We start from the raw sequence: 20,602 nt of genomic DNA on the forward strand, positions 1-20,602 counted from the left end.
ACCGTACGAGCTCCGGACCCGTTTGCGCCGGTCCAGAACTGAGAACGGCATTTGCCCGCCAAAACGCCCGTAGATATTGCGCTCACGGTTACCGGCCTAGTTCCCTGGAATGCGTGAATTTCGAAATGGATGGCGACGTCCTGGCGCTCGCCGACGCCATTGCGGAGTTCTTCGCGCGGCGGAGCGATGCCGAGGCGATCACCGCAGCGTCGATGACGTCTCGAACCGCCGATCGTCAGCGGTGGGCGGCCCTGTGTGAGATGGGCCTGCCGGCCTTGCGGGTACCCGAACCTGCCGGAATCGGCGCGCGCCTGTTAGAAGCCACTGTCGTCGCCGAGAAGGTGGGCGCGGTCCTGGTACCCGAGCCTGCCGCGGCGACGATCGTCCTTGCCTCGGCGTGGAGTGCTCATGAGCAATCCACGGGCTTTCTCGATGCGCTGTGCGGTGGCTCGAGGATCACCGCACTGTGCGGTTTCGACACGGTCGAACTATCCGAAGCGGGGGTCGTGAGCGGACGAGCCTGTGTTCCTGACGACGACGAGACCGACGCGGTCGCGCTGCCGGCGCGGGACTGTGGCGCAGGCGAGTCGGCGATCGTCGTGCTGGACACGGCGGCGCTGCCGCCGCCGGTCCGCCGGTCGGCTGCGGACCCGACGAGACCCACCGCAACGGTCGATCTGGAAGGCGCGCGCCCGGTCGACATCCTGCGGATCGGCGACTGGACCGCACACCGGCGTGAACTGGCGTTGCTCACCGCGGCCGAACTCGTGGGCGGCATGCAGGCCCTCCTGACCAAGACGATCGATCACGCCAAGGGCCGTCAGCAGTTTGGCCGTCCGATCGGCAGTTTTCAGACCATCAAGCACCGGCTCGCCGACATGTACATCGCGACCGAACAGGCGCGTGCGGCCGTGCAGTTGGCGGCGGTCGCCTGTGAAGACGGTGCCGACACCGCCTCGGCCACCGTGGCGTCGGCCGCGCGCTGGGTGCCGCGTGCCGCGATCGAGGTCGCTGAGACCGCAATTCACCTTCACGGGGCGATGGGGTATTCCTGGGAGACCGGCGTGCACCTGCATTTGCGACGTGCACTGACCACCCGACATGACTTCGATAGATCGAAACTGCTTGCAATAGGAGCTCTTTCACCACTCGTGGAGGCGGTGTGATGTCAGGGTTCAGGGAAGAGCTGCGCGCTTTTCTTCGGGCGAACGACCCTGGGCGCGCACCGAAGGATCCCGCAGAGCGGCTGGCCTGGCAGCGTCGGTGGTCGGCATTGCTGGTCGACGAGGGTATCGCTGCGCCGTCGTGGCCAAAGCGCTGGGGCGGCATGGAACTGTCGCTGACCGGGCAGGTGATCTATCACGAGGAATTCGCCAAGGTGCGACGGCCCGCGCACCCGGGGGCAGGAATCTTCGTGGTGGGCCCGACGATCATCCAGCACGGCACCGACGAGCAACGCGAACGATTCCTGCGCGCTGGTCTACGCGGCGATAGCATCTGGGTGCAAGGCTTTTCCGAACCAGAGGCGGGTTCGGACCTGCCCAGTCTGCGCACTCGTGCCGATCGCGACGGCGACGCGTACGTCGTCTCCGGGCAGAAGATCTGGATCACCAATGCGCGCAACGCCGATTGGTTGTTCGCCTTGGTGCGCACCGGGTCGCGCGAATCGCGCCAAGACGGGATAAGTTACCTGCTGATCGACATGGCATCACCGGGTGTCACGGTGCGCCCCCTTCGTGACATGACTGGCGGCTCGTCGTTCTGCGAGATATTCCTCGACCAAGTCCGTGTTCCCGTCGCGAATCGAGTCGGGCAGGAAAACGAGGGCTGGAAGATCGCCCGCACGAGTTTGGGCCACGAGCGATCGACGGCAGGTGTCGCGCAAGGCATGCGATATCGCCGGATCGTCGACGAAATACACGCTCTGGCAGCGGAACTGGGCCGCACAGGCGACCCACGGGTCCGCCAACTGTTGGCCGGCATCGAGATAGACGTGCGGCTGGTCGTCCTTAACAACACCCGGACGCTGAGCACGGTACTCGCCGGGTCCGACCCAGGGCCGGTGTCCTCGATCGGCCGGTTGATGTTCACCGAGTTCGAAAAACGGCTGCACGAACTGGCCGTCGACCTGATCGGTGCACCCGCGATGCTGTCGCCGGATGACAAGCACTCGGTGCAGCGTGGCCGCTGGGTAACCGGTTTCCTCGCCACCAGAGCCTCCACGATCGGTGCGGGTACCGCAGAGATCCAGCGCAACACCATCGCCGAGCAAGTACTGGGGCTGCCGCGCGACGACATCGTCGGTGCGAACGCCTGACACGAGCCACATCCTTCACCCGCCAACCAGGAGCCCTCCATGACCCAAGCCACGAACACGGACACCACGTCGGAAAAGTTCAAGGAAGCGACGTCGGCCGAGATCGACGACGCCGATATCGCCAAAGACCGTGCGGCGCTAAGGGTGTGGGCTGCCGCGCGCAGTCAGGAGCTCATCGCTACCGCTACCCCCGAGGCGATCCGCAACTTCGCGCACGGCTACGGCGACGACAATCCGCTCTACACCGACCCGGACTACGGCCGGGCGACGCGATGGGGCGGCCAGATCGCGCCGCAAATCATGGCCGCTGTCCTCAACGCGCCGCTACGCGGCGACAAGCTGCCGAAAGAACTGCGTGGCGGCAGCTATCGCGGGATACATGCCTTCGTGTCCGGCGGGACATGGGAGTGGTATCGCCCCGTCTATCCCGGTGACACCCTGTACAGCTTCTCAGGGCTGGAGTCCGTCGAGGAGAAAACGTCGGACTTCGCCGGGCGATCGGTGATACGTGTGCTGCGAGACGTGAAGATGAACCAGCACGCCGAGGTCGTGGGCGTCTACCGAACCTTGGTGATCTACACCGAACGCAAGAAAGCCCGCGAGAAGGGCAAGTACAGCGCGATCGAAGATCCGTCCTACACCAAAGAGGACATCGCCGCGCTGGACGAGATCTACGCTGCCGAAAAGGTGCGTGGCGCCGAACCGCGGTACTGGGAGGACGTCGTCGTCGGCGAGGAGATGGGGACGATGGCCAAAGGACCACTCACTACCACCGACATGGTGGTATTCCATGCCGGCGGTTACGGTTTTGTGCCCTATGGGCTGAAGACGGGTAGGTTGGCGTACCAGAACCGCCGCCGAATCCCGGCGTTTTACATCGACAACGAGTACGGCGTGCCCGACGTCGCACAGCGCGTGCACTGGGATTCCGAATGGGCCAAGGCCATCGGCAACCCAAGGGCCTACGACTACGGCGTGTTGCGTGAATGCTGGATTCACCACTTCCTCACCGACTGGATGGGCGATGGCGGCTTCGTGGTCCGTCAGCACGACGAGATCCGGAAGTTCAACTACCAGGGCGACATTCAGTACCTCACCGGTAAGGTCGACGGCAAGCGGCAAGAGGATGGCCTGATGCTGATCGACGTCGCCGTCGAGGTGCAGAACCAGCGCGGTGACACCACGGCGCAAGCCGATGCGACCATCAGCCTCCCCAGCCGAGAACTCGGCGCCGCCATGCTGCCGGATGCGCCGAAGGATCTGCAGCGGGACGCCGTGCGCATTTTCGAGCGCCACGGCGAACTACTGAAGTCCAACAATGCGTGACGCTTCCGCGGGGATCACGGCGGCGGTGGTCGGTTCCGCGTTGATCCTGACGTTGAACCGGCCAGACAAGGGAAATGCGTTGCGGCAACAGGAATGCGCGGCGTTGCTCGGCGAGATCCGGGCGGTCGATGGTGGTGGCGACGTGCGCGCGATTCTGATTCGCGCGGAAGGTCGCAACTTCTGCGCAGGCGCGGATCTGGTCTCTGCGAACGCCGATCAGGGCAAACCCCGCACCGGCCACTTGACCCGCTCGTTGGAGGCCGGTGCCCACGGACTCATCTCTGCGGTGTGGAACTGCCCCGTGCCGACCATCAGCGCCGTGCAGGGCAAGGCGATCGGACTGGGTCTGCATCTGGCCGTGGTGTGCGATTTCGTCGTCGCGGCCACCGATGCCGCGTTCGTCGAACCGTTCTGCAAACGTGGCTTTTCGGTGGACAGCGGCGGGTCGTTCCTGCTGCCCCGGTTGGTGGGTTTGCGCAGGGCCCGCCAGATGCTCTTCCGGGGCACCGCAATCGATGCGGCGACGGCCGTGGAATGGGGTTTGATCGATGCCGCCGTCGCGCCGGATGCCCTTGAGCAGGTGGCCGAAGAGTTGGCGACGGAACTGGCCTCGGGGCCGACGTATTCGCTCGGTCACACCAAAAAGCTGCTCAACAACCCCGCGTTAGACGGGCTGGACGCGGCGCTGTCGCAGGAGACCAAATCTGTCGAAGCCACCGTGCGGAGTGCCGATTTCAAAGAAGGCCTCCGTGCGTTCGTCGAACGACGCGAGCCGGATTTCACCGGCAACTGAGCGCGGAGGGATGATGAGTTTCACGCTTACCGAGGAACAACACGAGTTGACCGGCGCCGCCGCGGCGTTCTTCGACAAGCGCTCGCCAGAAACCGAGGTGCGGCGCCTGATGGCCGAAGGCGGCGCAGCGGATCCGGCGGTGTGGTCACAGATGGCCGGGCAACTGGGCCTCCCGGGTCTGATCGTGCCGGAGGCATACGGTGGCGGTGGTTTCCGATTCCTCGATTTCGCGCTGGTCGCAGAGCGCGCCGGCGCGGCGCTGCTGGTCGCGCCGTTGGTGTCGACTGTGGCGGCGGCAGGCGCGGTCATGCTTTCCGAGGACGACGAACTCAAGACCCAGTACCTTCCGGGGTTGGCGTCGGGCGATTGCATCGGGACGTTGGCCATCGCCGAGCAGTCCGGAAGCTGGGGTGCATCCGCGGCGGAGGTGACTGCGGAGGCAGGCGTTGGCGGCGGGGTCCGATTGACAGGCGTAAAGATGTACGTCGTCGACGGACAGCACGCCGATATATTGATCACCTCGGCGCGGTCGCCGCTCGGCACTGTCAATCTCTACGTAGTGGAGGCAAACTCACCGGAGGTGACTGTCACGGCGCTGAGCACGCTGGACATGACGCGGCCCCAGGCACGCGTCGAGCTCGCCTCCGCTCCGGCTCGCCCGTTGGCCGGCGACGCCGACGGTGAGGCCGTGTTCGAGCGGGCCATGGCGATCGCGGCGATCTTAGTGGCCGCCGAACAGGTTGGCGGAGCCCAGCGCTGCCTGGACATGGCGGTTGAGTATGCGAAGGTCCGCATCCAGTTCGGCAGGCCGATAGGAAGTTTCCAGGCCATCAAGCACAAGTGCGCCGACATGCTCGTGGACGTGGAATCGGCCCGATCGGCGGCCTACTACGCGGCCGGTGTTCTCGATGACGGCAACGACGAGGCGTTAGTAGCCGCGGCGCTGGCCAAGGCACACTGCTCGGCGGCCTATACCCGTGTCGCGGGGGAGAACATCCAAATCCACGGTGGGATCGGCTTCACCTGGGAACATCCCGCCCACCTGTACTTCAAGCGTGCCAAGACGTCGGAGATCCTCTTCGGCGACCCGGCATGGCAACGCGAACGGTTGGCGGCGCTGGTCGGAATCTAATGCATGCCGAGGGCGCGGCTGATGAACGGCATCACGATATGCTCCAACTCTTCGCGGGGAATGGGGCCGCCCGCGGCAGCCTGGTCGGCGGTCATGCCTGCGACCAAAAAATAGATCGCCTTCGCATCGGCGATGGGGTCGTCTGAGTGAAAGTCGCCGCCGTCCTTGCCTGCCCGAATGGCCTCGGCCAGCGGTGCGATCAGGCGCTCGGTGACGCGCTCGAGTTCGTCGGGATACTCGGGCAGCAGCTCCCGCCAATGCGACGCGAACAGCGACGACGGCTTCGCTAGGTCTTCCAGGTACGCCATGTCGATGGTCGCGGCCAACCATGCGCGGACCTTCTCCGGCGGGGTACTCGCTGCGTCGGCAACTCGGCGCAGGTGAATGGCCGCCCCACCGACTTCGTATTCGAGCAGCGCGAGCAACAGGTCGCTCTTCTTGTCGAAATACCGGTAGAAGCTTCGCGTCGAGAGCTTCGCCTGCCGAAGCACGCTTTCGACTTTGAACCCCCACCAGCCGCTGCGCTGGAGCACCTCCATCGCCGCCGTCAGCAGTCTGCTGCGTTCGTCCTGAGCCTTCTGTGTGGTCACGGTGGCCGACGCCATCGTCATTCTCCGATCGCCATTCTTGGCTACAGGGTAGCCACCCGAAGTCCCGTTTTCAGCTACGGCACTGGCTGAGGGGCTTTTTCCGGCGATAACGTGACGTCATGGCCCTCGACCACCGGTTACGGCAGAATCTGACGCTGCCCGCGATCTGCGCACCCATGTTTCTGGTATCGGGCCCGCAGTTGGTCACCGAAGCGTGCAAGGCGGGCATCGTCGGCGCGCTGCCGAGGCAGAATGCACGCGGGATCGAGGTTTTCGACGCCTGGTTGCGCGCCATCCGCGAGGAACTCGACGTGTATTCGGAAACGAATCCGACAGCGCGGGTCGGGCCGCTGGCGGTCAACCTCGCGACGTTCCTCGATGAGGACGAGCTGGCCGAGAATCTGGGCGTGTGCGAGCGCTACGGCGTCGAGATCATCATCTCGGCGACCGGCAATCCCGCGACGCTCGCGCGACGGGTGCATGACATGGGCCGAGTGATCTTCCACGACGTGACGACGATTCGATTCGCGGAGAAGGCGATCGCGGCTGGCGTCGACGGACTGACCTGCATCGGCGCCGGCGGAGGCGGGCATTCCGGGACGATCAGCCACCTCGTGCTGATTCCCAAGATAAGAAGCATGTTCGACGGCGTCATCGTGATGGCTGGCGCGGTCTCCAATGGCGCGGTGATTCGCGCCGCAGAGATCCTCGGTGCTGACTTGTCGTATCTCGGTACGCGTTTCATCGCCACCAGGGAGTCGATGGCCGCGGACGAGTACAAGGCCATGATCTTGCGCGCCTCCTCCACGGACCTGCTGTACACCCCAGACATCGCCGGAGTGGGGGCCAACTGGATGACGGAATCGATGACCACGGTGGGGCTCGACCCGTCCGCTCTTCCCAAGCCTGCCGTAGCGGGCAAGATCAATCACACACACCTACCCGACGGTGTGAAGCCCTGGAAGAACCTTTGGTCGGCGGGGCAGGGTATCGACCTCATCGACGACATCCCTACGGTCGCAGAGCTTGTCGCCCGGCTACGGCGTGAGTACGTCGCGGCATGCAGAACCCCCGATATGGCTGACGTCGCGCGACTGGTCGACGAAGCGCTGGCCTGAGAGGAGCACGATGGATGCGCCACCCGAAGGTGAGGTCTTGTTCCACGTTGCGGACCACATCGCCCACATCACACTGAATCGGCCCGACCATGGCAACGCCCTGACACCGGCAATCCTGAAGTGGTTCCAGCAGGCGTGGCGGCATATCGCAGAGGATCCCGCCATCCGTTGCGTGCTGATCACCGGGGCCGGTGAACGACACTTCTGCACCGGTGCCGATCTGAACGGCGTCAACCAGCGCGGCGGTGTCGGCGTGGGACTCGGACGAATGAGCGAAGACGTCGGACTGACATCGCGCCACAACAACGTCTGGAAGCCCACGGTGTGCGCGGTGAACGGCATGGCGGTGGGCGCCGGACTGCATTTTGTCGTCGACGCGGACATCATCGTCGCCTCCACGAACGCGGTCTTTCTGGACAGCCACGTCAATGTCGGGATGGTCGGTGGTCCTGAAAACGTGGGGTTGGCTAAACGGTTGCCACTGGGCACCGCGTTGCGAATGACCCTGCAGGGCAGAGCCTTCCGGCTCTCTGCCCAACGCGCATACGATCTCGGGCTGGTAGATGAGCTGACCGAGCCGGGGGAACTGCTTGCGACCGCGCGGCAGATCGCCCACGACATCACCCTCAACTCGCCGCACGCAGTGTCACTGTCGCAGCAGGCGGTCTGGGCTTCGCTCGAGATGCCCTACTCGCAGGCCGTCGAGTATGGCTTCGGTTTGGTCAAAACCCAATGGCACCACCCGGATTTCACCGAAGGGTTCCGTGCGTTCGCCGAGAAAAGAGCGCCGAACTGGAAGACCGATTAGCCAACGATGACGGCGCCCGACTTCCTTGCGCTCCTGGACCGGCCCGACCCACGCGGCGTTGCGCTGGAGGACTCTCGGCGATCGATGAGTTACCAAGAGCTCGCAACCTCGGTCCAACAGATGGCGGCCGGTCTGGCTCGGCTCGGGGTGGACCTGGGAGATCGTGTCGCGGTGATGCTGCCGAATTCGGTTGCTTCGGTGGAGGTTTACCTCGCGTGCGCGATGACGGGCGCGATCTGGGTAGGTGTCAACCCCGCCGCTCCTGAGGCCGAACGTCAACGGCAGCGCGCGCTCGTCACGCCCACGCTGACGATCACCGAGCAGGACCTGCCGTCGCTGGCGGCCGACGACACGTTCGACGCCCCACCTCCCGATCCCTCGGTGCCGTGCGCGATTGGCTTCACCAGCGGAACCACCGGCACACCAAAGGCGTTCGTGCACAGCCGGTCAGCAGTGTCCCTCCTCGCCGCGGTGCTGGCTGAAGCCCAGTTGCGTGCGGACGACAGGATCGGCGTCGTCCTTCCGATGAGCATCCACAATCTGATCGCCGTTGGCGCGCTGCCCGCGCTGTTCGCCCAAGCCACCTGCGTGGCGGTCGAGCGAATGAACGCGCGTGGCGTCGCCTACGCGTGCCGCGACCGTAAGCTGACCATGGTGAACGCGCTCGTTCCGGCAACTATTTACGACCTGGTCCACGACGACGAGATCACCGCGGACATGCTGGCCTCACTGCGGGTGGCAGGGACGGGGGCCGCGGGACTCTCGGAACCGCTGCGCAGTGCTTTCGAATCGAAGTTCGGTCGTCGGCTCATCGGCTCCTACGGCATGACCGAAGCGCCGGGAGTCGTATGCATCGAGGACCCCGAGGTACCGCATGCCGCGGGCTCAGCCGGCAAGCCACTGCCACACCTCGCGGTCCACGCGTGCGACGAGCATGGCCGCCGGTTGGTCGTTGGTCAGCAGGGCGCACTGACGGTGTCCGCCGCCGTAAGTGGAGCCTGGGCCAACATGTACCTGCCGGCCGCGGGCACGTGGACGCCGGACGGGTTCGCACCCCGGCCGGGCGCTGAAAGGTGTCTCCGTACAGGGGATTACGGCTGGGTAGATGCCGATGGGGCGGTGCACGTGAACGGACGCACCGCCGATGTGATCGTCCGCGGCGGGGTGAACGTCAACGCGGCCGAGCTCGAGAGCGTGCTCGGCCAGCTGCCTGGAGTGCGCGACGTTGCCGTGGTCGGGGAGGACGACGAGAGGCTGGGCCAACGCATCGTCGCATACGTCGAGACGGCGCCAGGGGGCACCGTGGACATCGCCCAGGTGCGTCTGCAAGCCCGTGAGGTGCTGTCTCACAGCAAGGTTCCGGACGAGTTCGTCATCACCCGGCTGCCACGCAACCCGATGGGAAAGGTCGTCCGAGGTCAGTTGAAAGGTGGCAGCTGAACGTGGGACAGCTTGACGGCAAGGTGGCCGTGATCACCGGTGCAGGAACAGGACTCGGGGCGGCGACCGCGACGCTGTTCGCGCGGGAAGGCGCTGCGGTCACACTGGTCGGCAGACGTGCGGAGAAGCTCGAGGAGGTCGCCGGTGTCATCGAAGTGAACGGTGGGCGCGTGCTGGTCGTGGCCGGTGACGTGGCCAAGCCCGACACCGCGAACCGCGCTGCCGCGCAATCGATCCAAGCGTTCGGCGGCGTCGACATTTTGATCAACAACGCCGGACTGCACGCGGCGCCCCATCCGCTGCACGAGACGCCGCTCGACGAGTGGGACAGCTTCCTGGCCGTCGATCTCACTGGCCCCTTTCTATTCACCCGGGCGGTGCTGCCGTCGATGATGCAACGCCGCGACGGTGCCGTCGTCAATGTCGGTTCCATGGTGGCGTTGGTGGGCTTCAAGGGCAGTGCCGCCTACGCAGCCGCCAAGGGCGGCCTGGTCTCGATGACGAGGACCACTGCGGTCGACTACGCGGCGTACGGTATTCGCGCGAACTGTGTGTGCCCCGGTGGAATGGAGCCGGTCGAGTACGGCAACCTCACCGACGAGCAGCTCGCGCAACTACGCGACGCCGTAAGCCTCTCCGGCGGACCGCTGTTGGACCGTCTTGCCAATGTTGGTGAAGTCGCGCAATTCCTGCTGGTGCTCGTCGGGCCCAACGGTAGAGCGCTGACCGGCGCCGTGATTCCGTTCGACGGCGGATTCACCGCGAAGTAGTGCTCAGGCGCCGGGCAGACGCTCGTTGCTCAGCCGTTCGCCCGGCGTGAAGGTCGCGGGCACGTTGATCCACCCGTTGATCACGCCGATGCTCGGATAGCGACGGGCACCATCATGGTTCACCTTGTAGTCGGGCATGCGCGCCAGCACCCTGCGCACCATGGTGGCCAACTCGATGCGTGCGATATGTGAACCCAGGCAGCGATGGATTCCGATGCCAAATGTGGTGTGCCGGTTGGGAAATCGATCCAGAACTACCTCGTCTGGATTGTCGAAGGCCGATTCGTCCTGGTTTGCCGATGCCCAACTCAGCAGGACCCTGTCGTTGGGCTTGAGCTCCACGTCACCGACGGTCACCGGCTTCGTGACGGTGCGCGCCAGGCCCTGCTGCGGTGTGAAATACCGGAGGAATTCCTCGCATGCCTGCGGGATCATGTCGGGGTTGTCGATCAGCTGCTGACGTGCTTGGGGATTATCCGCCAGGTAGATGAGCGCATTGGCGGTGACCGCGGTGGTGGTGTCGAACCCGCCGGCCATCACAAGGTTGACCATCGACAGCACCATCTCGTCGGGAACTGGCTCACCGTCGATCTCGGTGGTGACCAGTGTGCTGATGAGGCCGTCCTTCTCGGGCTTGGCTCGACGCTCGGTGATCATGCCGAACACTCGACCGATCACTTCCAGGTACCGAACGAGCACCTGTTCCTGCTCCTCGGGCGGCGTGTAGATGATCTCGTGCTGCACTTCGGCGTAGTCGCGCCAATGTTCAACGGGCAGGCCGAGGAACTCGCAGGTGAATAGCGATGGAACCGGGTTCGCGAGGTCGTCGACGATGTCGAAGGAGCCCGTTTCGATGACTTGGTCCAGGCAGATGTCGATCCACTTCTCAACGCGCGGTTCCCAAGCCTTGCTGGCGGCGGGCGAGAAGAGCGGGTTGAGGAGCCTGCGATAGGGCAGGTAGTCCGGCGCGTCCATCTCGATCGGGAACATCGGGACCGGTGACGGAGGGATGGTGACGCCGAGCGGGCCGATCCCGTTCACCTCATGGCCCGACGCGAAGGTTTCGTCGTCCTTCGCCGCGGCGACGACATCCTCGTACCGGCTGATGACGTAGAAGCCGCCGTGGGCATCGGTATGCGCGACGGGGCACTGCGCGCGCAGACTCGCGTTGATCGACCGCGAGTTCTCCGCATACTCCGGGGAGTGGTGGTCGAAGTCCGTGATCGTGCGGTCATCGAACATCGTCATCTGTTACCTCTTTGCGGTCTAGGGCTTGTTGACGTTTCCCGCGTCGACGGGCAGCTGGACACCTGTGATGTAACGCGCATCATCGGATAACAGGAACAGCACCGTCTTGGAGATCTCTTCCGCGGCAAGAACAGGAATGGGCGAATAAGGGTGACCGGCAGGCGCATCGAGATCCGGCAGGACGTTCGCGGCACCCTGAATGAACAGCGGCTGCGGTTCGGCGCATTCGAATGCGCTGGGGTCTCCGCCCATGGCGGTGAGCACGCCGGTTGGGTGGATCGTGTTGACTCTGATGCGATGAGGCGCAAGCTCATTGGCGAACGCTTTCATCAGCCCGACCACTCCATGCTTGGCGGCCACATAGTGCGCGTAGGGCACCTGTCCGCGGATTCCGGCTGCGGAACTGGTGATGACGATCGATCCGCCACCCGCCTCGATCAGGCGAGGTGCGGTCGCCTGGATTGTGTTCCACACACCTTTCAGATTGGTGTCGACGATGAGGTCGTATACGTCCTCGGTGATGCTCAGGGAACCTTCCTTGTGGAACGTGCAGACGCCGGCATTTGCGCAGACGGCGTCGATGTGGTCGAACTCGCGGACCGCCCGCGCAGCAGCATCTTTCATCGCCGTGCTGTCCCGCACGTCGGCGACGACTGTCAGGCAGCGACGTCCGGTGTTCTCGACCAGCTTTCGCGTCTCGTCGAGATCGGCTTCCGTCGCGTAGGAGTATTGCACCCTGTCGCTGACCTGATGGCAGACATCCACCGCGACGATGTCGGCGCCTTCTTTCGCCAACGCGACAGCGTGCGAGCGTCCCTGCCCGACGCCTGCGCCGGTGATGAAGACGACTTTGTCCTGAACCCTGCCCATCGCGGCGTTCACCCCTTCTGTAAGTTCTTACTGCAGACCGATATAGACGTTCTTGGTGCGTTGAAACTCGCGCAGACCCCAGATCCCGCCTTCGCGGCCGAACCCGCTCTGCTTGACGCCGCCGAACGGGGCGCTGCTCGGCACGATCGGAAAGCCGTTGACCGCAACGCCACCCGCGTCGAGTGCGCCGGCGATGACATGGGCGCGCCGCAGGTCGCGCGTGTGTACGTACGCCGCCAAGCCGTACGGGGTGTTGTTGGCCAGTTCGATGGCCTCATCGTCGGTGTCGAACCGCAGGACGCTCAGCACCGGGCCAAAGATTTCCTTTTGGGCCAATTCGCTCGAGGGATCGACGTCGCCGAACACGGTCGGCCGGTAGAAGTATCCCTTATCCAGGGCCGCCGGCCGTGCGCCACCTCCGAGCAGCTTGCCGGCCTTGCCGGCGATCGCGGAATCGACTGCCGCAGTAACTCGTTCGAGTTGAGCTGCGGTGGCCAATGGTCCCATCAGGGTGGTCGGATCCCACGGATCGCCGACGCTGAGCGTCTCCGCGCCCGCGACGACTCGGGCAACCATGTCGTCGTACACGTCGCCGTGCACCAGCAATCGGGTGGGCAGCATGCAGCCCTGACCCGACAACGTCATCAGCCCGGCCCCGACCGCCATCTGCGCTGCCGCGTCCAGATCCGCGTCGGGAAAGACGATGTTGGCCGACTTCCCGCCCAGTTCCAGAACGACCGGAGTGAGCGCCTGGGCCGCGGCGGTCAACACCTTCCGGGCGGTTTCACCGCCGCCGGTAAAGGTGATCTTGTCGACGCCTGGGTGCGCGCATAGCGCGGCACCCGCAGTGCCGTCGCCGGGGATCACGTTGAGAACACCCGCCGGCAGCCCCGCCGACGCGGCGATCTCGGCGAAGCGCAGCGCACTGAAGGGAGCGTTCTCGGGCGGCTTGAGCACCACGCAGTTGCCCGCTGCCAACGCGGGGGCGACCTTCATCCCCATCGCCACAAGTGGGCCGTTCCACGGGATGATGGCGCCGATCACGCCGATCGGTTCGTCAAGGACGTAGTCGAAGGCCCCGCCCGCAGGTACGGCCACGACCTCACCGCCGGATTTACCGATCCAGCCCGCGTAGTAGTCGAACCAGTCCGCCGCCATCTGCGCGGCGATCCCGGCCAACATGTTCGGTGTGCCAATCTCGAGGGTCGCGATGGCCGCGAAACGCTCACTGTCAGCGACCAACCGCCGCGCGATCTCCTGCAGAATGTCGCGACGGCCATTGAGATCCAGACCGCGCCAACCGGAGAATGCTGCGCGGGCGGCCGCGACGGCCGCGTCGACGTCGTCCGTACCCGCCAGCGGAACGACGGCCTGAACCTCGCCGGTCCCCGGGTAATGGTGCTCGTAGCTGCCGCCGCCGCTTGTCGTCAGTTCGTCAGAACCGACGATGAGTCGGGGCTGCGGAAGGCTGTCTGGCAATGTCCGCTGCACGCTGGTCATTTTTCGTGGGCCAGGACCGCGGGGCAATGGATCGAGTGAAAGCGGCGTTTGCGTGTCCGAACGGTTCGCAAGCGCCCGGCCGCTTCCTACATTGGCAGTCAAGAACTTGCCGTTGATGGAGGTATGCACGTGGGCGGGCCGCTCGAAGGGTTCAGGGTCATCGACTGCTCACGGGGGCTTGCGGGACCCCGCGCTACCGGCCTGCTCGCCGACTACGGCGCCGAGGTTTGGTGGGTCGAGCCGCCGGGCGGCGATCCGTTCCGACGCGCACTTGCGACGGAGTACGCCGTCTTCAACCGAGGTAAGCGCAGCGTTCAGCTGGACCTGAAAACGGTCGAGGGCCGCGATGGGTTGTCCCGGCTGCTGACATCCGCCGACATCTTCCTCACCAGCTGGCGCCCCGGGGTCGCCGAACGGCTCGGGGTCGACTGGGCCACGCTGCACGAGGGGCATCCGCGGCTGGTCTACGCATCGATATCGGGCTTCGGCGAGGACGGCACGCTCGCCGAGGTGCCCGGCCACGAAGCCGTCGTCCAATCGTATGTCGGGGTCACCGCCGAACAGGTCGGCGCGCGACCCGCACCGATTTATGAAGGGCTGCCGTTTGCGAGTATCGGCGCTGCCTATCTCGCCGTCATCGGTTCGCTCGCGGCGCTCTACCGCCGCGCCGACGACAATCGCGGCAGGCTGGTACAGACGTCGCTCGTCGACGGCGCTCTGAGCTATCTGGGCATGATGTGGGGCGATGCCGACGACGCCAACGCCGCGCCACCGGTCGTACCCGGCAGCATCCGGTTGATTTCCCGGTCATTCCGGTGCGCCGACGACGAGTACATCGGCATCCACACCGGCGCCGTCGGTGCTTTCGGCCGCCTGATCCGGGAACTGGGACTCGGCGACCGGATTCCCGTTGCCGAGGACGGCTCGGACATGCGCTTCCCGCTGAACGAAGACGAACACAAGATCGTTGCGGCGGAAATCCCGGCAATATTCGAATCCCAGCCGAGGGACGTCTGGCTCAAACGGCTGCTCGACGCCGACGTCGCCGCGATTCCGGAACTGCATCCGGGGCAGATCTTCGAGGAACCTCAGGTGCGCCACAACGACATGGTCAGCCGCATCGAAGACCCGGTGTTGGGACCACTCGAACAGGTGGCGCCCGCGATCAGATTCAGCGGACTTGACCACCGCCCGACCCTCGGGGCCCCCATCGTCGGACAGCACGACGACCATTGGCCGGCAGTGCTTTCGAATCACGAAAACACGGCTGCCGAAGAAGGCGACGATAACGAGGCGTGCCTGCTGCACGGTCTGCGCATCCTGGACGCGGGTGCTTACTACGCGGGCCCCTTCAGCTCCCGGCTACTGGCCGACCTCGGCGCGGACGTGATCAAGCTCGAGACCACGCTGGGTGACCAACTACGCGGAATCCAACGCCCATTCAGATCCGCGTCAGCGGGTAAGCGCGCGATCTCGCTGAACCTCAAGGACCCGGATCTGCAAGCAGCGAGGGAACGCCTGATCGAGTGGGCAGACGTCGTCATGCACAACATGCGCCCAGGTGCCGCGGATCGCGTCGGCCTCGGTTACGACGATGTGCGGCAACTTAATCCGGATGCGATTTATCTGTACGCGCCTGGGTGGGGGAGCACCGGCCCCGACTCGATGCGGCAGTCCTTCGCGCCGCTGATGTCCGGATATGTGGGCATCGGGTACGAGGTGGGCGGTCAATTCAATCCGCCGATGTGGCCGGTCGGCAATGAAGATCCCGGCAACGGCCTCACCGGCGCAGTGGGGATCCTCATGGCGCTGCTGCATCAAACCCGTGGTGGGGGCGGCTGTTACGTCGAGAACCCGCAATTGAACGCCACCATGACGCACGCAGCACACATTGTCCGGCGGCCCGACGGAACCGTCCTCGGGGCTGAGCGTCTCGATCCCTTACAGACCGGAATAGGCCCCCTCGACAAGCTCTACGAGACCCACGACGGCTGGCTGTGCGTCGTCGCGATCAGCGACGCCGAGATCCGCCTGCTCGAATCGGCCTTGACAGTCACCATTCTCGACGATCCGCGCTTCGCGACGCCCGAGCTTCGTTCGGAGAACAGCTACGATCTGTCGGACATGCTGTCCGAAGTGTTCCTGACGCGCGATAGCGAGGAGTGGTTGCGACTGCTTCGGTCAGCGGGCGTCGCGGCGATGATCCCCAAGACTGCTACGAATAACGAAGCGTTCCACCGTGATCCGGCCAACCAGGCGATCGGCCGGATCGCGCAGGTGCAAGACAGCAGTGGGCGATTCGTGCGGGAGGCCGCGGTCATGGTACGGGTGACCGGCGCGACGACGCCACCGCACCGCCTTGCCCCCGAGCTCGGCGCGGACACCGAAGCGGTGCTCCTCGATCATGGCTACAGTGCGGACAAGATCGCCGAACTGCGGGGGCGCGGTTCGATCAGGTAGTGCCAATGACCCCTGCGTCGCGCAAGACGCCGATCTCGTTGTCGGTCAACCCGATCTCACCGAGAATCTCTGCGGTCTGCTCACCGAGCGCGGGCGCGTGGTGGCGGATCTCCGTCGAGCGCTTTCCGTTGACCAGCGCGGGCAGTGTCACGTGTGTGAAGGGCCCTGCGACCGGATGTACCGCATCGATGAATGCTCCTCGGGCACTCAGTTGCACATCACTGCGGAGTTCGTCCTCTTGTAGGGCGGGGCCGATCGCCAGGTCGTGTTCGGCGGCCAGCCGGGTCCACTCGGCCTGGGTACGGCTTTCGATGATCTTCTGAATCTCGCGGCGCAGCGTCTGACTGGGATCGCCGGAGACCGCGAAATCGACGGGACCGCTGTCCGATTCGCCGATGAGGTCCGGGCGTTCGGCGAGCTTGCAGAAGTTCGCCCAGAACTTCGGCTCGATGCAGCAGAACAGGACGTAGCGCTTGTCCAAGGTGCGGTAGAACTGATACTTCGCAGACGACGTACCCGCGGGATCCTGTGGGGCGGGCAGCGAGCGACGGTCGACAACCCGTTCGTCGTTGAGGATATATGTCGCGGCGATCCATGCCGAGGAAATGACGGCCTCGGATCCCGAAACGTCGATGTAGCAGCCCTCGCCGCTGCGCTCACGTTGGAACAGCGCCGCGGCGACGTGATAGGCGGCGAACGTAGCACCGGCCGCCGTCCCCTCCCCGCCGGAGGCGATTCCGTTGAAGGACTGCCGGCCTCGGTAGGGATGCACCAGGCCGTCCTCGCCCATCTCCATCGGCGTCCCGCCCGCCGCCGCGTTCATCATCTGACCGTGGGTGGGAATCGTGGCGTACGGTCCGGTCGCGCCGTATCCGCTGTATTGGCAGTAGACGATCGCGGGGCGGAGGGCCCGTTGCGCCTCGTATCCGACGCCGAGCTTGGTCATGGCATCGGCGGCGTTGCCGTCGACGAAGACGTCGGCGGTCGCCAACAACTTCCAGAACACCTCGCGGCCCGCATCTTTGCGCAGATCGAGCGCCACGCTGCGCTTGTTCTTGTTGATCTGCATGTGGGCGGGGCTGTTGTGCGGTGCGATCTGACCGAGCATGTCGCGCAGATAGTCACCGCGGAAGGGACTTTCGATCTTGATGACGTCGGCGCCGAGGTCGCCGAGGAGGGCCCCGAGGGTGTCGCCATTGAACAGCTGGGCGGATTCGAGCACCCTGACACCGCTGAGCAATCCCATGTCGTGACCCTTCCTGGTCGGTTACAGCACAAACTCGCGGTCGCGCATGTGCTCGGGGATTCGCGGGTCTCGTTCACGAATTTCGTTCGCGGGCAGTCCCACCTCGGATATCACCGACAGGTAGGTGTTCGGCTCGACCCCCCAATTCCACCGGCCAATTTCATCCGCGGACCGGCGACCGGACATCGCCCGCACGAACTCGAAGCGGTCGGCGACCACACACGCGATCGCCCGGCCGTCGCCTGCGATCGTTCCCCATTGTTCGACTGTCACTCGCAGCGGCGACAGCCCAGCCGCGGCGACCCGGTCCGAGAAGCGGCCCGACAGTTCGTCGAGCGCGACTTTGACGGCAATGTCGTCGCGCGCACCGGGCACCCCGAGGGCACTGCGCAAGTCGTGCTCGCTCATCACCGCGATGGTGATCAACAACGACGCGAGGCCCGCATCGGCGGCGACAGACGCGTCGAGCGCGGCGGTGGCCTTTTCCCACCCGACCACGAGTTCGGCGAGCCTCGCGCCGCCAGCGGCACCTGGTGCCGGCAAGGCAACACTTTCCCGTGCGGCCCCTGCGGGGTCGTCCCCCGCGAGCCGCGCGGTGTCGATCAAGTGCGCGATCACGTCGCGGACCGCGATTCCGGGCACCGTTGGCACCGGCGTGTACGCCGCAGTATCCGGCTGTGTCCGGACGATTTCGGTGATGCGGTCGCTGGTCGCGCGCCAGATCGCGGACAGATCCCTCGCACCCGCGGGTGAGGTGTCGGAGCGCATGATCTCGCAGCGTATTGGAGTCGACCGCGGCGTCGGAAGGGCGAGGCAACCGGTTCAAGCGCAAACGGCGTTCCGGGTCAGCACCCCCCAAATCACCGCGGCGCAGTGCCATCATGTCCGAAGGATGCCGTGGCGTTTTCCGGGACAGAAGAGGTGAGGCCCTGTGTTCACATTGTTCAGCGTCGACGACCACATCGTCGAACCGGCGCACGTGTGGTCCGACCGGGTACCGTCGAAGTTCAAGGATCGCGCGCCCCACGTCGTCGAGGTCGACGGCCGCCAGATGTGGCAGTGGGAGGGCGGCATGGAAATCACGATGGGGCTCAACGCCGTCGCGGGCAAGCCGCGCGAGGAGTGGGGCATGGAGCCCGCCCGGTTCGAGGACATGATCCCCGGCTGCTACAACCCCGAAGAACGGCGTAAGGATCTGTTATCAAATGGCATCTTCGCGTCGGTCTCGTTCCCGACGCTGCCGGGGTTCGGCGGCCGTAAGTTCGCCACCTTCGAGGACAAGGAACTCGCGCTCGTCTGCGTCCAGGCGTGGAACGACTTCATGCTCGAGGAATGGTGCGGCACCGCCCCCGATGTCTTCGTGCCGATGCACATCCTGCCGGTGTGGGACGTCGACCTCGCGGTCAAGGAGCATGAGCGCTGCGTAGGCCTCGGCAGCAAGGCCATCTGCTTCATCGAAGACCCCCAGGTCGTCGGATTGCCCAACTTCCACGCCGGCTACTGGGAGCCCCTGTTCGCCGCCGCGCAGGCCGACGAGACTCCGATCTGTATGCACATCGGGTCGGGCGGTGCTCAGGTGACGTTGGAAGGACTCAACCCGATGACCGAGATCGCCGCGGCCTTCGCCAACGCCGCCCGTTCATCGGTCAACCTGATGGTCAGTCCGTTGCTGCGCAAGTACCCCGACGCCAAAGTTGTTTGGTCCGAGGGGGGTATCGGCTGGATTCCGGCGGCGATCGAGCGTGCGGACCGACAGTGGGAGCGCCACCAGTACTGGAGCCACCTCCCCAATGCTCACATCAAGCCCTCCGAGGTCGCGGGGCGCAGCATGTACTTCTGCATGATCGAGGAACCCGTCGGCATCAAATACCGGCACGACTTCCGTGTCGATCGGATCCTGTGGGAGTCGGACTATCCGCACGCCGACACGCCGTTTCCGAAGACTCAGCTTGCCGCGAAGCAAGTATTCGACGGCATCTCCCAGGAGGAGATCGACCTCATCACCCACAAAAACGCCGAAAAGCTATTCCGCTTCCCGATCTCGCAGGAATTGGCCGACGCATACGCCGGATCACCCGTCTGACAGATGACCGCCGCCCGGCTCGTCTTAGTTCACGGCGGCGCACATACCGGCCGCTGCTGGCGCGACACCCTGATCGCGATTGCGGCTCTTCGGCCGAACATCGAGAGCGTGGTCGTTGATCTTCCCGGAAGACGGCATGTCCCAGGGGATCTGACTACTCTGACGATCGAGGACTGTGTCAGCTCGGTGGCAGAGCAGATCAGCTCGCGCTGCGACGGAACGGTGGTGCTCGTGGGGCACTCACTGGCCGGTGTAGTCCTGGCCGGTGTGGTGGACCGCCTGGGCGGGGGCCGGGTGCGGCACGTGATCTTCGTAGCGTGCTGTGTGCCGCGCAACGGCGAATGTGTCATTGACTCACTGGCGTTCGGATTCCGGCAGGTCGTGCGGCGGATAGTGAACCGGTCACCGGTGATCCGGTCTCCGCCTTGGCTGGTGCGCCACGTCTTCGCCAATGCGGCCACGCGGGAACAACGCGCGGCGGTCATGGTGAACATCGTGCCGGAAAGCGCGGCACTTGTGACTCAGCCGTCGGTGGTGGCGCTGCCCGAATCGGTGCGCAGGAGCTGGGTACTGACCCGCCGCGACCGCGCGTTGCCGCCAGCCAAGCAACGGAGCTTCATCGGCAACCTCGGCGGTGTCGACGAGGTGGTCGAGGTCGATGCCGGACACGAAGCGATGATCACGCATCCAGCGGAGCTGGCGCATGCCCTTGTGCAACTGGCGTTTTCATCTGCATCAACGGCTACCGAGCATCTACCGGCGGATGGGGAATCGGCGACGTGACAGCCCGTCGATGTCGGCGCTGCGCTACCGACTGCGTTCGTGCACGGCGATGCCCACCTGGGCAACACGTCCCGGGACACCGAAGGCCGCCTCGGCTTCTGTGATATTCAGGCGATGG

18 protein-coding genes are annotated in these 20,602 nt (G+C 65.1%); 12 read left to right on the top strand and 6 right to left on the bottom strand.

Features of this window, described 5'->3' with window-relative positions; genetic code table 11:
• Window positions 1-113 precede the first annotated feature (113 nt).
• Genes AC5Y5E_RS16665 through AC5Y5E_RS16685 form a run of 5 tightly spaced genes read left to right on the top strand, consistent with a single transcriptional unit; the run spans window position 114 to window position 5,568 of the window.
• Window positions 114-1,166, top strand: a complete 1,053-nt coding sequence (locus AC5Y5E_RS16665) for an acyl-CoA dehydrogenase family protein (RefSeq protein ID WP_499904006.1) — start codon at window positions 114-116, stop codon at window positions 1,164-1,166.
• Entirely contained in the window at window positions 1,166-2,317 is a 1,152-nt protein-coding gene (locus tag AC5Y5E_RS16670) for an acyl-CoA dehydrogenase family protein (RefSeq protein WP_067925921.1), read from the top strand. Before AC5Y5E_RS16665 ends, AC5Y5E_RS16670 begins: the two co-directional genes overlap by 1 nt.
• Before the next feature lie 39 nt (window positions 2,318-2,356).
• The gene (locus AC5Y5E_RS16675) at window positions 2,357-3,643 is read left to right on the top strand and encodes an FAS1-like dehydratase domain-containing protein (RefSeq protein ID WP_083169559.1); all 1,287 of its coding nucleotides are present in this window, start codon (window positions 2,357-2,359) and stop codon (window positions 3,641-3,643) included.
• A gap of 25 nt (window positions 3,644-3,668) precedes the next feature.
• The gene (locus tag AC5Y5E_RS16680) at window positions 3,669-4,436 is read left to right on the top strand and encodes an enoyl-CoA hydratase/isomerase family protein (protein ID WP_499904007.1); all 768 of its coding nucleotides are present in this window, start codon (window positions 3,669-3,671) and stop codon (window positions 4,434-4,436) included.
• A gap of 13 nt (window positions 4,437-4,449) precedes the next feature.
• A complete protein-coding gene (locus tag AC5Y5E_RS16685; protein WP_067926130.1) occupies window positions 4,450-5,568 on the top strand; it encodes an acyl-CoA dehydrogenase family protein in 1,119 nt (372 codons plus the stop codon).
• On the opposite strand, the gene AC5Y5E_RS16690 is transcribed toward AC5Y5E_RS16685, so the two are convergent.
• Window positions 5,565-6,173: a TetR/AcrR family transcriptional regulator gene (locus tag AC5Y5E_RS16690; protein WP_067926127.1), complete on the bottom strand. Its 609-nt coding sequence runs from the start codon at window positions 6,171-6,173 to the stop codon at window positions 5,565-5,567. The genes AC5Y5E_RS16685 and AC5Y5E_RS16690 overlap by 4 nt on opposite strands.
• 185 nt (window positions 6,174-6,358) lie before the next feature.
• On the opposite strand from AC5Y5E_RS16690, the gene AC5Y5E_RS16695 reads away from it, so the two are divergent.
• The 4 genes from AC5Y5E_RS16695 to AC5Y5E_RS16710 are packed head-to-tail and all read left to right on the top strand — an operon-like array spanning window position 6,359 to window position 10,294.
• Complete coding sequence (locus AC5Y5E_RS16695) at window positions 6,359-7,276, top strand: NAD(P)H-dependent flavin oxidoreductase (protein WP_249025993.1); 918 nt, start codon at window positions 6,359-6,361, stop codon at window positions 7,274-7,276.
• Window positions 7,277-7,286: 10 nt separating this feature from the next.
• Window positions 7,287-8,084 (top strand): enoyl-CoA hydratase/isomerase family protein, encoded by a 798-nt coding sequence (locus AC5Y5E_RS16700; RefSeq protein WP_067925914.1) that lies wholly within the window; start codon window positions 7,287-7,289, stop codon window positions 8,082-8,084.
• A 6-nt stretch (window positions 8,085-8,090) separates the two neighbouring features.
• Window positions 8,091-9,524 carry a class I adenylate-forming enzyme family protein gene (locus AC5Y5E_RS16705; protein ID WP_067925911.1) on the top strand — a complete coding sequence of 478 codons (1,434 nt, stop codon included), beginning with the start codon at window positions 8,091-8,093 and terminating at the stop codon, window positions 9,522-9,524.
• A gap of 23 nt (window positions 9,525-9,547) precedes the next feature.
• Window positions 9,548-10,294, top strand: a complete 747-nt coding sequence (locus AC5Y5E_RS16710) for an SDR family NAD(P)-dependent oxidoreductase (protein ID WP_426626887.1) — start codon at window positions 9,548-9,550, stop codon at window positions 10,292-10,294.
• A 3-nt stretch (window positions 10,295-10,297) separates the two neighbouring features.
• Here the strand turns inward: AC5Y5E_RS16710 and AC5Y5E_RS16715 are convergent, their stop codons facing one another.
• The 3 genes from AC5Y5E_RS16715 to AC5Y5E_RS16725 are packed head-to-tail and all read right to left on the bottom strand — an operon-like array spanning window position 10,298 to window position 13,903.
• Window positions 10,298-11,542 (bottom strand): cytochrome P450, encoded by a 1,245-nt coding sequence (locus tag AC5Y5E_RS16715; RefSeq protein ID WP_067925904.1) that lies wholly within the window; start codon window positions 11,540-11,542, stop codon window positions 10,298-10,300.
• A gap of 18 nt (window positions 11,543-11,560) precedes the next feature.
• Complete coding sequence (locus AC5Y5E_RS16720; RefSeq protein WP_067926124.1) at window positions 11,561-12,412, bottom strand: mycofactocin-coupled SDR family oxidoreductase; 852 nt, start codon at window positions 12,410-12,412, stop codon at window positions 11,561-11,563.
• A 27-nt stretch (window positions 12,413-12,439) separates the two neighbouring features.
• Window positions 12,440-13,903: an aldehyde dehydrogenase family protein gene (locus AC5Y5E_RS16725; protein WP_499904008.1), complete on the bottom strand. Its 1,464-nt coding sequence runs from the start codon at window positions 13,901-13,903 to the stop codon at window positions 12,440-12,442.
• 132 nt (window positions 13,904-14,035) lie between these two features.
• On the opposite strand from AC5Y5E_RS16725, the gene AC5Y5E_RS16730 reads away from it, so the two are divergent.
• Entirely contained in the window at window positions 14,036-16,372 is a 2,337-nt protein-coding gene (locus AC5Y5E_RS16730) for a CaiB/BaiF CoA transferase family protein (protein WP_083169539.1), read from the top strand.
• Here AC5Y5E_RS16730 and AC5Y5E_RS16735 read toward each other — a convergent pair.
• Both AC5Y5E_RS16735 and AC5Y5E_RS16740 read right to left on the bottom strand, forming a co-directional pair.
• The gene (locus AC5Y5E_RS16735) at window positions 16,365-17,618 is read right to left on the bottom strand and encodes a CaiB/BaiF CoA transferase family protein (protein ID WP_499904009.1); all 1,254 of its coding nucleotides are present in this window, start codon (window positions 17,616-17,618) and stop codon (window positions 16,365-16,367) included. The genes AC5Y5E_RS16730 and AC5Y5E_RS16735 overlap by 8 nt on opposite strands.
• A 21-nt stretch (window positions 17,619-17,639) precedes the next feature.
• The gene (locus AC5Y5E_RS16740) at window positions 17,640-18,224 is read right to left on the bottom strand and encodes a hypothetical protein (protein WP_499904010.1); all 585 of its coding nucleotides are present in this window, start codon (window positions 18,222-18,224) and stop codon (window positions 17,640-17,642) included.
• A gap of 325 nt (window positions 18,225-18,549) precedes the next feature.
• Here AC5Y5E_RS16740 and AC5Y5E_RS16745 point away from each other — a divergent pair, with 325 nt between their 5' ends.
• Together AC5Y5E_RS16745 and AC5Y5E_RS16750 are read left to right on the top strand one after the other, a co-directional pair.
• Window positions 18,550-19,701, top strand: coding sequence for an amidohydrolase family protein (locus AC5Y5E_RS16745; RefSeq protein ID WP_426626889.1), 1,152 nt, complete (start codon window positions 18,550-18,552; stop codon window positions 19,699-19,701).
• Window positions 19,702-19,704: 3 nt separating this feature from the next.
• Complete coding sequence (locus AC5Y5E_RS16750; RefSeq protein WP_067925889.1) at window positions 19,705-20,484, top strand: alpha/beta hydrolase; 780 nt, start codon at window positions 19,705-19,707, stop codon at window positions 20,482-20,484.
• Window positions 20,485-20,602: the final 118 nt, after the last annotated feature.

It is taken from the genome of Mycobacterium sp. NGS54, assembly GCF_059812465.1.

Excerpts from the sequence above, each read along its gene's own strand:
- AC5Y5E_RS16670 (WP_067925921.1), top strand. The coding sequence starts at position 1,166 with ATGTCAGGGTTCAGGGAAGAGCTGCGCGCTTTTCTTCGGGCGAACGAC.
- AC5Y5E_RS16675 (WP_083169559.1), top strand. The coding sequence starts at position 2,357 with ATGACCCAAGCCACGAACACGGACACCACGTCGGAAAAGTTCAAGGAA.
- AC5Y5E_RS16685 (WP_067926130.1), top strand. The coding sequence starts at position 4,450 with ATGAGTTTCACGCTTACCGAGGAACAACACGAGTTGACCGGCGCCGCC.
- AC5Y5E_RS16690 (WP_067926127.1), bottom strand. The coding sequence starts at position 6,173 with ATGGCGTCGGCCACCGTGACCACACAGAAGGCTCAGGACGAACGCAGC.
- AC5Y5E_RS16700 (WP_067925914.1), top strand. The coding sequence starts at position 7,287 with ATGGATGCGCCACCCGAAGGTGAGGTCTTGTTCCACGTTGCGGACCAC.
- AC5Y5E_RS16705 (WP_067925911.1), top strand. The coding sequence starts at position 8,091 with ATGACGGCGCCCGACTTCCTTGCGCTCCTGGACCGGCCCGACCCACGC.
- AC5Y5E_RS16715 (WP_067925904.1), bottom strand. The coding sequence starts at position 11,542 with ATGACGATGTTCGATGACCGCACGATCACGGACTTCGACCACCACTCC.
- AC5Y5E_RS16720 (WP_067926124.1), bottom strand. The coding sequence starts at position 12,412 with ATGGGCAGGGTTCAGGACAAAGTCGTCTTCATCACCGGCGCAGGCGTC.
- AC5Y5E_RS16730 (WP_083169539.1), top strand. The coding sequence starts at position 14,036 with ATGCACGTGGGCGGGCCGCTCGAAGGGTTCAGGGTCATCGACTGCTCA.
- AC5Y5E_RS16735 (WP_499904009.1), bottom strand. The coding sequence starts at position 17,618 with ATGGGATTGCTCAGCGGTGTCAGGGTGCTCGAATCCGCCCAGCTGTTC.
- AC5Y5E_RS16750 (WP_067925889.1), top strand. The coding sequence starts at position 19,705 with ATGACCGCCGCCCGGCTCGTCTTAGTTCACGGCGGCGCACATACCGGC.